This is a genomic window from Streptomyces sp. NPDC090025 (assembly GCF_044748125.1).
Classification (GTDB): domain Bacteria; phylum Actinomycetota; class Actinomycetes; order Streptomycetales; family Streptomycetaceae; genus Streptomyces.
The window spans coordinates 83594-96892 of record NZ_JBIVFL010000012.1 but is presented as its reverse complement, the minus strand read 5'-3'; the positions used below and the strand labels follow the sequence as shown (position 1 = coordinate 96892).

The window sequence follows — 13299 nt, the reverse complement described above, 5'->3', positions numbered from 1 at the left end:
AGTCCGGTCCCGGGCCGTGAGCACGGCCCGGTGACTGTCCCTCCACGCTACGAACCATCCCTGGATGGCGGCAATGTCATGTGAGTTGCAGATCCGGACATCGCCGCTGCCGTCGCGGTGTCCGCGTCCGTTTCCACCGTTTCCACCGTTGCGATCGAGTCCACGACTTCTGCCGCTTCCACCGCTTCCACCGCGTCCGCCGGGGACGCGTGGGCGAGTTCCGGCGTACGGGACGGCCGGCGGCGTCCGTACCAGCCGGTGAGGCCGGTCGCGAGCGGCTCCGTGTAGCGGGCGGTGAGCGGACCCAGGACCACCAGGATCAGCACGTACGCCGTGGCGAGCGGTCCGAGCGAGGGCTCGATCCCGGCGGCGACCGCGAGTCCCGCGATGACGATCGAGAACTCGCCGCGCGCCACCAGGGTGCCGCCCGCGCGCCAGCGGCCCCGTACCGAGATCCCCGCCCGGCGGGCGGCCCAGTAACCGGTGGCGATCTTCGTCAGGGCCGTCACCACGGCAAGTGCCAGGGCGGGCACCAGGACCGGCGGAATGCTCGCCGGGTCGGTGTGCAGGCCGAAGAAGACGAAGAACACGGCGGCGAACAGATCGCGCAGCGGGCTCAGCAGGTGATGGGCGCCCTCCGCGACCTCACCGGACAGCGCGATGCCGACCAGGAACGCGCCCACGGCCGCCGACACCTGCAATTGCTGGGCCACCCCGGCCACGAGCAGCGTCAGTCCGAGCACCACGAGGAGCAGCTTCTCCGGGTCGTCGCTGGAGACGAACCGCGAGATCAGCCGTCCGTAACGGACCGCGAGGAACAGCACGAGACCGGCCACGCCGAGCGCGATGGCCAGGGTGAGACTTCCGGCGGCGAGCCCGACGCCCGCGAGCAGGGCGGTGACGATCGGCAGGTAGACCGCCATGGACAGGTCCTCGAGGACCAGGATGCTGAGCACCACCGGGGTCTCCCGGTTGCCGAGCCGCCCGAGGTCGCCCAGCACCTTGGCGATGACGCCGGACGAGGAGATCCAGGTGACTCCCGCGAGCACCACGGCGGCGACCGGGCCCCAGCCGAGCAGCAGCGCCATCAGGGCGCCGGGCAGGGCGTTCAGGGCGGCGTCGACCAGTCCGGCGGGGTACTGCGTCTTGAGGTTGGTGACGAGGTCCGTGGCCGTGTACTCGAGGCCGAGCATCAGCAGGAGCAGGATGACGCCGATCTCGGCGCCGATGGCCACGAACTCCTCGCTCGCGCCGAGCGGCAGCAGCCCGCCCTCACCGAAGGCGAGCCCGGCCAGCAGATAGAGGGGTATCGGGGAGAACTTCAGCCGTCCGGCGATCCGGCCGAGGAGGCCGAGACCGAGGATGATCGCACCGAACTCGATGAGGAAGACGGCGGACGAGTGCACGGATCACTCCCTTCCGAGTATCAGGGCGGCGGCGTCGACGCCTTCACGGGTGCCGATGACGATGAGGGTGTCGCCCCCGGCCAGCCGGAAGTCGGGGCCGGGGGAGGGGATGGCGTCCGCGCGGCGGAGCACCGCCACGATGGAGACGCCGGTCTCGGTGCGCATCCGGGTGTCGCCGAGCACCCGCCCGTTCCAGTGCGAGCCCGCGCCGAGCGCGATCCGCTCGGCCACCAGGCCGAGGTCGGTGGTCGAAAGCAGGGTGGGCGCGTGGTGATCGGGCATCAGCGCGTCGATCAGCGCCTCGGACTCCCCGGCGGTCAGCCGCACCGACAAGGAGCATTCATCGGGATCGTCCCGGTGGTACGCGCTGAGCACCCGGCTGCCGTCCCGGCCCGCGACCACCGACAATCGTCGGTCCTCACGGGTGGTCAGGTCGTAACGGACCCCGATCCCGGGCAGTGGGGTACGGCTCATGCGCGCGGCGGGCATGCGAAATCTCCTCAGGGCGGCTGCGGGCAGGCATGCGGAAGGAAGACGTCCGATCCGGCAGGGCGGCGTCTTGGTAATTACTTTACCCAGGCAACAAAGTGCCTCATTGGAGATCATTGGTCACGAATAGTGACCAACGGCGCCGATTCCTGGCCAAGAGATGACAACCGGTCGCGGAAACGCGCGATGCGCGCGGGCACGGCCTGAGCCGTGCACGCGCGCATCGCGGGGGAGAGAGGAGGGAGGGGCCGGGGCTCCCGCGTTCAGCCGGTGGGGCGGGTCGGGCCGGTGGGGCCGGTGGGGCCGCCGGGGTCGGTCCGCTCCGCGGTGCGCGGGGGCAGCGGCTCCTCGGACTTCACCTGGTAGGTGGCGACGGGCTCGATCGGCCGGTCGTCCTCGTCCCGGATCTCCCGGGACTCGCGCTTCAGGATGCGGCTCGACGTGCCCGCGCTGCGGACGAGGCCCGGCAGCTTCTTGATGCCCAGGAGGACGATGACCACGAGCAGCAGGATCGCTATCTCACTCATGCCGAACATGACTTCCGGTTCCTTCCGGCAGCAGGGGGGTGGGCGGGTGCGGTGCCGACCCTCATTCTTCGTCGGCCTCGTCGTCCTCGTCGTCCTCGAAGAAGTCGCCCACCTCGTCGACGACCTCCGCCGCGACCATACCCCCCACGAACCCGGCCGCCAGACCCGCGGCCCCGGCGGCGAAGCCGCCGTGATGTCCGTCGTGGTGTCCGTGGTGCGCGTCGGAGTGGTGTCCGTCGTGTGCGTCGGCGTGATGCCCGCCGTACGGCTGGGGCGCGGCGCGTCCGGCGAGTTCCTGGAGCCAGCCGTCGACGACCGCCACCCAGTCGGTACGGTCGACCGCGTCGTGACCGACCGTGAAGCGGGCCAGGGTGTCGTGCGCCCCCGCCTCCAGGACCACCTCCATCGCGGCGGCCCCCGCCACGAAGGTCAGCTCGACCTCGCGGAACCGGTGGGCGGAGCCGGGCGCCGGGGTCAGCTCGATCTCCTGGTAGAACGGCAGCCGCTGACCGGTGCCGCCGACCCGGCCCAGCTCCAGATCGGCCGAGCGGAAGCCGAACCCGAGCCGCCCGAACGCGTCGAGCACCGCCTCCTGGACCGGCAGCGGCCGGACCGTCAGCGGATCCAGGTCGCCCTTGTCGCGGGCCCCGGCCACGCCGAGCTCGGTGCGCACGCCCAGGACGATGCCGAGGCCCTGCCCGTACAGCTCGGTCGGCGGGGTCTCCCACGGCAGCGGGAAGGTGAAGGGGACGGCGGTGCGCTCGCCCTCGGCGAGGCGGAAGTTGCCGCCCGCGACGTGCTGGTGGAAGACGACCAGGCCCTCCGACTCGCCGTCGCCGTGCTCGGCCTCCACGCGCGCGACCAGTTCGAGCGTGACGTGCTCGATGGTGACGTCGCCGCCCCCGCCGGTCAGCAGCACCTGTCCGCCGAGCGGACCGCCGGGGGTCACCGGCCCCGGGTCGAGAACCGTGTCGACGGCGGGACCGCCGACGCCGAGCGAGCCGAGCAGCCTCTTGAACACCATCGTGGCGTCCACTCCTTCATGTCCTTCACGAGCGGGGCGAGCCGAACGTCCGCGGGGGATGTCCGCGGGGGATGTCCGCAGGGAATGTCTGCGGGGAATGCCCGCGCAACGAACTTCAACGAACTTCTACGTGACTGTAGAGCATGGTTCGGCGGCTCCGCACCGAACCGCTACGCTGCGCGCGTACCGGACAGCGGCGGAGGGAACGATCCAGCTCATGGGGCGTCAGCAGGGCACAGGCATAGCGGGATTGGCGGCGGTCGCGGTGCTCGTCACCGCCGTACTCACCGGCTGTTCGGGCGGAGTGGACGGTCCGGGCGGAGCCGGTGGCTCCGGTGGTTCCGGCGGCGGCTCGGCCCGCCCGGACGCCAAGGCCCCCAGTCGTACGGCGGCCCCGCGCACCACCGCCCCCGGCGGTGACAGCGGCGGCGGCACCGGTGGTGGCGGCGCCCCGGCCGGCGTCGAGGGGAAGCTCCCCGGGCTGCCGAGCGCCGCCCTCGCCCGTACCCGACTGGCCGCGCTGACCATCGCCCCGCAACGCTCGATGACCGGCTACAGCCGCGACAAGTTCCCCCATTGGGCCGAACAGGGCGACAGCTGCAACACCCGCGAGACCGTCCTCGAGCGCGACGGGACCGGGGTGCGGCGCGACTCCCAGTGCCGGGCCGTCTCCGGCAACTGGCTCAGCGTCTACGACGGGAAGACGTTCACCAAGGCATCCGGTCTGGACATCGACCACATGGTGCCGCTGGCCAACGCCTGGCGCTCCGGCGCCGACCGCTGGACCCAGGAGAAGCGCAAGGCGTTCGCCAACGACCTGGTCCACCCCCAGCTCCTCGCCGTCTCCGCCGTCACCAACCGGTCCAAGGGCGACCAGGGCCCGGACGAGTGGCAGCCGCCGTCGCGCGGCTACTGGTGCGTGTACGCGCGCGCGTGGACCTCGGTGAAGTCGACGTACGGCCTGACGGCGACCTCCGCCGAGGCGGCGACGCTCGGCCGGATGCTGGACACCTGCGGCTCCTGATCGCACGGGCCCGTATCCGCACCTGGGCCCGTACCCGTATCCGCACCCGGGCCCGCACCCGGGTGCCCCGCCCCCTGATCCCCGGCCCCCGGATTCCCGGCCGTCCGCGCGCTCGGATTATGGGGGCGGAACGCCCATGTGCGCTGCGCGGCGCTGGCGTTGACTGGTCTGGAGCCGAACGGCCGGCCGGTACGGACACCAGCGCGTGCGCCACGCGGCGCACCGGCACCCACCCGAGGAGATGAACCGCATGAGCAGCGTTCTCAAGCTCCAGAACATGGAGGCGGCCGCGACGACCCACCACGCGGCGATCATCAGCATCACCAGCTCCAGCAGCACCTGCTGCCAGGCGAAGCCGGAGTGATCCGACGGTGAGCCGTGCGGGGGCGCCGCGGGCGCGCCCCCCCACGGCCCACCCCCGTGCACCCGGCCGTCGGCGGGCGGCGGCCGCAGGACCGACGCAGAGGCTGGCTGAGGCTGAGATGCGCAACGAACGATGGGTGAACCGGTTCCTCTTCGCCTGGAACGACACGCTGTTCTTCGACCCGCTGGACGTCCACTACGTCCCGCGCGCGGACCACTTCCTCGCCGGGTTCGACGAGCGGATCCGGGCCCGGTTCGTCCGCAGCGGCATCTGGTGGAGCCACCGGCACGATCCGGAGCTGCCCGCGCAGGGCTGGAAGATCCATGTCTCGGCCGACCACCGGTCCGTCCGCGAGGTCGCCACCGCCGTCATCGGTCATCTCACCGAGCACGGCCATGACTTCAAGATCGCCCTGGACCTCAACATCTTCGAGATGCTCAACTCCAAGGGCATGTCCCGGGGCAGCGCCGGAAAACTCGTCACCGTCTACCCGCGCGACGAGGAACGCTTCCGCCTCTGCCTCGCCGAGCTCGGCCGGCTCCTGGCGGGCACCGAGGGCGCGTACGTGCTCTCCGACCAGCGCTATCGCCACCACAGATCGCTCTACTTCCGCTACGGGCAGTTCCTCGACACCCACACCGTCGACGTGCTCGGGCGCCGGGTCCCGTACATCACCGGACCCGACGGTGCCCCCGTGCCCGACGACCGGCGGCCCGGTGCCGCCCGACCCTGGTGGGTTGCCTGGCCGTTCACCGACTGGAAGCCGGACGCGTCGGACGAGGGTCCGGAAGAGGACCTGCTCGGCGGGCGGTTCCGGGTGACCGGCGCGATCCAGTTCTCCAACAGCGGTGGCGTCTACACCGCCGAGGACACCGCGAACGGCGACCGCAAGGTGGTCCTCAAGGAGGCCCGCCCGCACACCAATCCCAATCCGCGGCAGGACCACGACGCCGTCGGCATCCTCGCCCGCGAGTGGACCTTCCTCAACCGGCTCGCCGGGACCGGCGCCTTCCCCGCGCCCATCGCCCACTTCACCCACTGGGAACACCACTTCATCGCCGAGGAGTTCATCGACGGCTCCGACATCCGCGCGGTGCTCCTGGAACGCAATCCGCTGGCCCGCCCCGGCTACGACCTCCACGCCGCCAAGGACTTCCTGCGGATCTTCGTCACGGTCTTCCGCAGCCTCGCCCGCGCCGTGAAGGCCGCGCACCAGCGCCATGTCGTGCTCGGTGACCTGACCGCCGCCAATCTGCTGATCGACCCGGCGACGTACGAGGTGACCATCGTCGACCTGGAGGCATGCCGCCTCGCGGACGACGCCTACGCCGAGGCCGAGGGCGCGGCCGACGCCGAGGACGGGCGGGACCGGGACACGGGCACCGACGGTCCGGGCGGTGGCGAGGGACTCGGCGGTCTCGGCGGTCTGGACCGGCCGGTGGAGCTGTTCACGCCCGGCTTCAGCCTCTCCCGGCACACCTACGAGGCATTCGGCTTCGAGGGCGATCTGTTCGCCCTCGCCACCACCATGGCCTACTTCGTCTTCCCGGTCGCCGCCATGTCGTACCTCCGCGAGAACGTGCTCGACGGCTACCGCCTCTACTTCGACGGCCTCGGCTGGCCGCCCCGGCTGCACCGGCTGATCCTCGACCTGGCGGGCGCCCGGATCAGCCTCGGCGACGTCGTCGACGCGCTCGCGGACGAGGAGGGGCTGATCGCCGAGGTGCGGCAGCCGGCGCCGCGTCCGGGCGACCCGGCGGCGCTCGCGGCGGCCGAAGCCGGGGTGGCGGCGTTCGTCACCGCCGTCGCCGACCCGGAGCGCGCCACGCTGTTCCCGGCCGACCCGTTCACGCACGTGACCAATCCGCTGAGCCTCGGCTTCGGCGCGAGCGGGGTGCTGTGGGCACTGAACGCCTCCGGCATCGCGGTACGGCCCGAGTGGCGGGAATGGCTGCGCGAGCGGCTGGCCGGAATCGATCACCGGGCCTACCCCGACGGGCTGATGAGCGGCCTCGCGGGCATCGCCTGGGCCGCCGACACCCTCGGTCTGCGGACCGAGGCGGCCGAACTGCTCGCCCTGGCGAACCGCCGCGCCCTCACCGCCGCACCCGGCACCGGCACCGGAAACGGCAGCGGAGACAACTCCGGAGACGGCTCCGGCACCCCGAGCCCCACCGGCCTCGACCACACCTTCTACTACGGTCTCGCCGGACTCGGGATGACCAACCTCCGCTTCCACCTCCACACCGAGGACCCCCGCCACCTCGCCGCCGCCCGCGCCTGCGCCGACCGGCTGCACGCCACCGCCCGCCGAGACGACGACGGCGCCTACTGGCTCAACTCCTTCTCCGGATCTGGCCCGTTGACCGGGCTCGGCTTCGGTCAGGCCGGCGTGGCGCTGTTCCTGCTCCGGATGCACCAGATCACCGGCGAGGCCGGGCACCTGCGGCTCGGCCGGGCGGCCCTCGGCTGGGAGATGGCGCACGCCCGCCCGCTCGACGACCTCGGCGGACCGCTGATGTTCGAGCACGAGGGCACCATGGAGCCGTACGTGGAGGTCGGCTCCGCCGGAACGGCGCGGGTGCTGCTGCGGTACGGCGCGCTCGACGACGCCCGTGAGGTGCTCCGCGGCCTGGACATCGGCCATTCCGTGCTGCCCGGGTACTCGTACGGCATGAGCGGCATCGCCGACACCCTCCTGGACGCCGCCGAACTCACCCGCGACCGCTCCTACCGTGACATCGCGCTGCGCCAACTGGACTACGTCAGACGGGTGTTCCTCTTCGAACCGGCGGCGCGCTTCCGGGTGCCGCGCGACCCCGCCGGTGCCGCCCCGCTCGGTGTGCCCGGCGAGGGCCTGCTCCGCTGCGCCACCGACTACCTGACCGGCTCGGCGGGCGTGCTGCGCGCCCTGCACCGGGCACGGACCGGCGGCGGCGCCGACTTCCTCCTCGACGAGGTGGAGCGGTGAACCAGCTGTGGCGGACCCTGCGCGGCCACCGGGGCCCCTTCACCGCGATCCTCGCCGCCGAGGCCGCCACCGGCGGCATCGAGGCCCTGCTGCATCCGCTGCTGCTCAAGGCCCTGTTCGACCAGGCGATCCTCACCGCCGACTTCCGCAGGTTCCTGCTCCTCGGCGGCTGCTACCTGCTGCTCGGCCTCACCCTCAACCTCGCCGGGTACGCCGTCACGCTCTGGCGCAAGCGGTACGAGAACGCCTTCGTGCTCGCCGTGGAGTCCGAACTCCTCGACCGGGCCCTGGCGTTGGACGGGCGGCGGCTCGCCGAACCCGGCACCGCCTCGTACGTCAGCCGGATCCACAACGACGTCCGCGAGGGGGTGCTCCCGGCCGTCGACGTCGCCATCCGGATCGCCCGCCAGGCCGTCGCCTCGCTCGTCTTCCTCGGTGTGCTGCTCTACCTCTCCTGGCAGGCCAGTCTCATCCTGCTGGTGATCGTGCCGCCCCTGGTCCTCGCCAGCAACCGGCTCGCCAAGCACATCGCGAAGAACACCGACGCCGAACGCGAGGCCGAGGCCCGCTACGTCCACGTCCTCACCCGCACCCTCACCGCCGTCCACGCCCTGCGCGGACTGCCCGCCCTGCGCCCCGCCACCCGGGCGGCCAACCGGGACGCGCTCGGCGGCTTCCTCGGCATCACCTTCGCCAACCACCGGCTGACCCAGCGTCAGCGCACCCTGAGCGACCTGGTGATGAACCTCTCGGACACCGCGTCCATGGTCATCGGCGCCTTCTTCGTGTTCTCCGGCCGGATGACCTTCGGCAGCTTCCTCGCCTTCGTGAACTCGCTCTGGCGGGCCGTCACCGGCATCTTCGACCTGGTCAACATGATCCCGCAGACCCGGCGCAGCACCGCCGTCCTCCAGCGCATCGAGGCCCTGCGCGTGGCCCCCGGCATCCCCGCGCCCGAGCGGGGCGAGCTGATCGGGGTGCGCGGCGCCCGCGTCCGGTACGGGGCGGACGCCGGGCGCCCGGCCGAGGTGACGCTGCCCGACTTCGTCCAGCGGCCCGGCGAACGGGTCCTGCTGCGCGGCCCCAACGGCTGCGGCAAGACCACCCTGCTGCACGTCATCGCGGGCACCCTCGCCCCCGACACCGGCACCGTCACCCTGCCGCCCCGGGTCGCCGGACTCACCAGCCCGGTCGAACTGCCGCCGCTGCCGGTCCGCGAACTCGTCGCCGATCACACCCTGTTGACGGCCCTCGACCTCGACGAGGTCGCCGGACAACTGCCGGCCGACCTTTCCTCGGGGCAACGCCAGCGCGTCGGCGTCGCCGCGCTGCTCTCCGAGGACGCCGACGTCTATCTCGCCGACGAACCCTTCGCCAACCTCGACGCCTCCGGTCGGGCCCGCGTCCTGCGGCTGCTCCACGAGCGGACGGCCGGCCGCGCCCTGCTCGTCGTCCACCACGGCGACGCGGACCTCGACCGCGACTTCGACCGGGTGGTCAGGGTCGGCGCGCCCGACCGCGTACCCGGGTGACCGCACCGCACCCCCTGCGCGAGCGGTCCGCATCACGCACCGGGCACGGCAACGGCAAGGGGGGCGGGGCTGCGGCTACTGGCCGACCCGGCCGTCGATCCGCTCGCGCAGCAGGTCCGCGTGACCGCTGTGCCGCGCGTACTCGCCGATCTGCGCCACCAGGATGTCGCGCAGCGGCGCCTCCCCGGTCACCGCGCCGAGATCCGGATGGGCGGCGACGAACGCGTCGGTCAGCTCCCACTCGGCCCGCCACCGCCGCCACGCCTCGTCCACCACCGCCGGGTCGGCGACCGCCCCGTTCCAGTCGGCGTCCCGGTCCGTCGCGGTCCGGTAGATCCGCGGCGACGCCACCCCGGCCATCCGCCGGACGTGCCGCTCGTCCTCCGCCATGTGCCGCAGCAGGCCGAGCAGCGACATCGTGGACGGCGGCACCGAACGCCGCGCCAGCTGCTCCGCGTCCAGGCCCGCGCACTTCATCTCGATGGTGAGCCGGAAGTGCCGCAGCCCGTCGAGCAGGGCGCGCCGCTCGCCGTCCGCGATGCCGCCCGCGACGCCGTCCACGCCCGGCTGTCCGTCCCCGGCGTGGTCGGATGCGGACTCGCGCGGGTCGTCCGCCGGGTCCAGCCACATGTCCGGGTGGGTCGTCGCCGTGGTCCAGCGGTGCGTCGCCGCCCCCTCGGCGTCCCGCCCGCCACCGGTGCCGCCACCCGCCCTGTCGCCCTGACGCTGATCCGTGTCCAAGGAGTCCATGGCCGCATCATCCGTCGGTCCGCACCCGTCCCACCAGCGAATATCCCGGAGCATGGCGCGCATCGGCGGAGCGCGCGCGGCGGGAAGCGGTTCAGCGGGCCGAGCCCGGCACCAGCTCGTGCGCGGCGGACGCGAACGCCGCCCGGTTGGGGTGACCCGTCTTCTGCAGCAGGCTGGCCACGTGCTTCTCCACCGTGCGCGGCGAGATGTGCAGCCGGCCCGCGATGTCACGGTTGCCGAAACGCTCGGCGAGCAGCCGGGCCACCTCGAACTCGCGCACCGTGATCCCGTGACGGCGCAGGCCCGGCGGCACCCGCTCGGAGCCGGAGCGGCGCTGCCGGACCGGCGCGCCCATCCCGCGAAGCAGCGCCCGGCAGGCGGCGGCCGGTGCCGGGAGCCCGGCGCCGTGGAAGTACTCCTCGGCCTCGCGCGCCCAGTCCGCGGGCGCGCCCCAGCCGTCCTCGTACGCGGCGCGCGCCACGAGCCGCAGTCCGAGCCTGCGGGCCAGCGGGTACGGGGCGGCCGCCGCGAGCGCGGCCGCCGCCGCGCCGGTCGCCTCGGCCGGGCGGCCCTCACGGCCGAGCAGCACCGCGTCCGCGAGGCCCGCGAACGGGCGGTTCCAGCGGGCCAGCGCCGCGCCCGCCGCGAGCGCCCGGTCGTGGTGGCGCCGCCCGGTGCGGCCCGCGAGCACCCCGCAGAGCAGGGCGACGCCGTGCCGCCCGAAGTCGCCAGCGGCCGGGTTCTCCGCGTCGTACCCGACGGCCTGCGCGAACTCCCGCTCCGCCGCCTCGTGGTCCTCCCGCAGCAGCGAGTGGAACCCCCTGGCGAGCCCGAACTCCATCGCCCGCAGCCCCGGTGCCGTGTCGGCGTACGGCGCCAACCTCCCTAACTCCTCCCGCAGTTCGTCCCCCAGGCCCTGATGCGCCCGGCGTACCGCCGCCACCAGCCGCCAGTGCGCCACCGCGCGCGCCATGCCCCGGCGGGCCGCGTCGGCCTCGCCCGCCCGGATCAGTTCGCCCGCCGCGCCGAACGCGCCCCGCCGCACCTGGTCGAGGGCGAGCGCGAAGCCGGTGCCGTGCGCGACCGGCGCGAGTCCGGCGCGCTCCGCCTCCCGGCGGGTCTCCTCGACGGCGGCGGTCAGCCCGTCGTGCCGCATGGCCAGCCGGGCGAGCCCGGCGTCGGCCGCGATCCGCAGCGGCCCGAGGCCCGCCGCGAGCCCCAGCTCCCTGGCCCGGGAGAAGCAGGTCAGGGCGCCCGCCGGGTCCCGGTCCTGGCCGAGCCTGCCGAGCGTGAGCAGCGACTGCCCCTCGACGTCGGGGAGCCGGGCCCAGCGGGCCGCCTCCGCCGCCCGCCGGGCCGCGTCGGCGGCGGTCCGCAGCCGTTCGGGGGCCAGCCGGTACGGTTCCACCCGCGCCGCCGCCAGCTCCACCACGGCCACCGCGCGCGGGTCGGCGCCGCCGGGCGCGGCCAACAGCCAGCGTGCCAGGTCCAGTTGGCGCAGCGCCGCCATCGGGCGCCCCGCCAGCGCGTTCGCCTGCGCGAGCCGGGCGTGCAGTCCGGCCCGGCGCGGCGCGGGCAGCGCGGTGCGGTCACCGGTCAGGTCGAGCAGCCCGTCGAGGAGTCCTTCGGGCAGCGCGTCGAGCCGCCCGGACACGATCACCGTGTCCAGGAGCCGTTCCCGTACGTCCGCGTGGACGTCCGGAGGCAGCGCGGGGGTGAGCAGCGCGTGCGCGCGGCCGAGCAGCGTCAGGGCCCCGTCCGCGTCGCCCGCCGCGCAGGCGGCGGCCGCGGCGAGTCCGTAGTGGCGCACGGCCTCGGCCGGTTCCCCGGCGGCCGTGTGCAGCAGGGCGGCGCTGGCCCGCCACGGGCCCGGAAGTCCCGGACGGAGCTCCGCGAGCGCGCCGAGCGCCCGGTGCGCGGCGGCGGTGCGCCGGGCGGGGTCCAGGGCGTCCCGCAGGGCGCGGGCGGCCAGCGGGTGCCGGAACGCGGGACGCCCGGGGGCGGCCGGATCGGCGGCGAGCAGAAACACGTCGGCCGCCGCGGCGAGATCGCGCGCGACGGCGTCCCCGGAGCGCCCGCAGGCGTGGACCAGCTCCGGGACGAACACCCGGTCCTCGTCGAACAGGGCTGCCACACCGAGGAGTTCGGCGACCCCGGGCCCGGCGCGTCCGGCCCGCCGCAGCACGTCCGCCGCGACGGCCGCGGGCACCGGGGCCACGGGAGTCACCGGAGCCACCGGAGTCACCCGCGGCCGGTCGGCGTACGCGCCCGGCCCGCCCGGAGGTCCACTGCTCGGGGCGCCCGCCCCGGGTCCGGCCGTCGGTCCGGCTGTCGTGCGAGCCGCACTGCCGGCCGTCACGTCAGGCGTCACGTCGGGCGTCGGGGGCCAGGACGGATCGGCGTACCCGCCGCCCCCTTCACGTACCGGCCGCTCCGCCGCCCACTCCCGCAGCGGGAAGGGCAGCCCCGCGCACTCCCGTACCGCCCGCCCCAGCAGCTCCGGGGGCACCGACTCGACCGGCACCCGCCACGCGGCCGCCAGGAACCGGCGGACGTCCGGCGGGGCCAGCGGGGCCGGTTCGATCCGGTGCGCGGCCCGCGCGGCCAGGGCGGCCGTCGGCGTGTGGCCGGGCAGCGTGGTGGCGAGGAGCAGCACCGGCAGCGGGGCGAGCTGGTCGAGCAGCAGATCCACGACGGCGAGGGTTCCCGGGTCGGCCTCGTGCAGATCGTCCAGCACGAGCAGGAACCCCCGCCGTCGGGCGGCCACCGCGGCGACGGTGCGGAGGACCGCCGCGGCGGCCCGCAGGGGCGGTGGGCCGGAACCCCCCGTCGGGTCCGGGCCGCCCCTTCCCCCGAGCAGCCGGGTCAGGACCCGGCCGTGGCCGCCCGCTTCCCCAGGAGCGGGCGGCGGCTCGGTGCGGGCGAGGGCGAGCATCGCCTCGGCCAGCGGACGGTAGGGCACGGTGGTGCGCACCCCTCCCGGTCCGCCCCGGGCCGTGGCCATGCCCGCGGCTCTCGCCCAGGCGATCGCCTCGTCGGCCAGCCGGGTCTTCCCCACCCCCGGCTCGCCGCTCACGACGACCGCCCCGCCGCGCCCCGAGCGGGCGGCCCCGAGGGCCGTGACGAGGCGGCTCCACTCCTCGTCACGGCCCACGAGGCCGCCGGGGGCCGGAACGGTACAGGCGTACGGATCCGTCATCTGCCCACTCCGT

Annotated in this window: 10 protein-coding genes; 4 read left to right on the top strand and 6 right to left on the bottom strand. The window is 74.3% G+C overall.

Annotated features, from left to right (window positions below; genetic code table 11):
• Nucleotides 1-47: 47 nt before the first annotated feature.
• The 4 genes from ACIPXM_RS25325 to ACIPXM_RS25310 all read right to left on the bottom strand — a co-directional run bounded on the left by ACIPXM_RS25325 (nucleotide 48) and on the right by ACIPXM_RS25310 (nucleotide 3446).
• On the bottom strand, nucleotides 48-1406 hold the full coding sequence (locus ACIPXM_RS25325; RefSeq protein WP_401659441.1) for a cation:proton antiporter: 1359 nt from the start codon (nucleotides 1404-1406) through the stop codon (nucleotides 48-50).
• 3 nt (nucleotides 1407-1409) lie between these two features.
• A complete protein-coding gene (locus tag ACIPXM_RS25320; protein ID WP_401659439.1) occupies nucleotides 1410-1895 on the bottom strand; it encodes a cation:proton antiporter regulatory subunit in 486 nt (161 codons plus the stop codon).
• A gap of 263 nt (nucleotides 1896-2158) precedes the next feature.
• Complete coding sequence (locus ACIPXM_RS25315; RefSeq protein ID WP_401659436.1) at nucleotides 2159-2431, bottom strand: twin-arginine translocase TatA/TatE family subunit; 273 nt, start codon at nucleotides 2429-2431, stop codon at nucleotides 2159-2161.
• 52 nt (nucleotides 2432-2483) lie between these two features.
• Nucleotides 2484-3446, bottom strand: coding sequence for a sporulation protein (locus ACIPXM_RS25310; RefSeq protein WP_401659434.1), 963 nt, complete (start codon nucleotides 3444-3446; stop codon nucleotides 2484-2486).
• A 217-nt stretch (nucleotides 3447-3663) separates the two neighbouring features.
• Here ACIPXM_RS25310 and ACIPXM_RS25305 point away from each other — a divergent pair, with 217 nt between their 5' ends.
• The 4 genes from ACIPXM_RS25305 to ACIPXM_RS25290 all read left to right on the top strand — a co-directional run bounded on the left by ACIPXM_RS25305 (nucleotide 3664) and on the right by ACIPXM_RS25290 (nucleotide 9337).
• Nucleotides 3664-4470: an HNH endonuclease family protein gene (locus ACIPXM_RS25305; RefSeq protein ID WP_401659431.1), complete on the top strand. Its 807-nt coding sequence runs from the start codon at nucleotides 3664-3666 to the stop codon at nucleotides 4468-4470.
• Between the two features lie 250 nt (nucleotides 4471-4720).
• Nucleotides 4721-4834, top strand: a complete 114-nt coding sequence (locus tag ACIPXM_RS25300) for a class III lanthipeptide (RefSeq protein ID WP_401659428.1) — start codon at nucleotides 4721-4723, stop codon at nucleotides 4832-4834.
• Nucleotides 4835-4952: 118 nt separating this feature from the next.
• The gene (locus ACIPXM_RS25295) at nucleotides 4953-7805 is read left to right on the top strand and encodes a lanthionine synthetase LanC family protein (RefSeq protein ID WP_401659425.1); all 2853 of its coding nucleotides are present in this window, start codon (nucleotides 4953-4955) and stop codon (nucleotides 7803-7805) included.
• Nucleotides 7802-9337: an ATP-binding cassette domain-containing protein gene (locus tag ACIPXM_RS25290; protein WP_401659422.1), complete on the top strand. Its 1536-nt coding sequence runs from the start codon at nucleotides 7802-7804 to the stop codon at nucleotides 9335-9337. The genes ACIPXM_RS25295 and ACIPXM_RS25290 overlap by 4 nt, the downstream gene beginning before the upstream one ends.
• A 75-nt stretch (nucleotides 9338-9412) precedes the next feature.
• Here ACIPXM_RS25290 and ACIPXM_RS25285 read toward each other — a convergent pair whose 3' ends face one another.
• Together ACIPXM_RS25285 and ACIPXM_RS25280 are read right to left on the bottom strand one after the other, a co-directional pair.
• Nucleotides 9413-9967, bottom strand: coding sequence for a DUF664 domain-containing protein (locus ACIPXM_RS25285; RefSeq protein ID WP_401659858.1), 555 nt, complete (start codon nucleotides 9965-9967; stop codon nucleotides 9413-9415).
• A gap of 211 nt (nucleotides 9968-10178) precedes the next feature.
• Entirely contained in the window at nucleotides 10179-13286 is a 3108-nt protein-coding gene (locus ACIPXM_RS25280) for an AAA family ATPase (RefSeq protein WP_401659419.1), read from the bottom strand.
• Nucleotides 13287-13299: the final 13 nt, after the last annotated feature.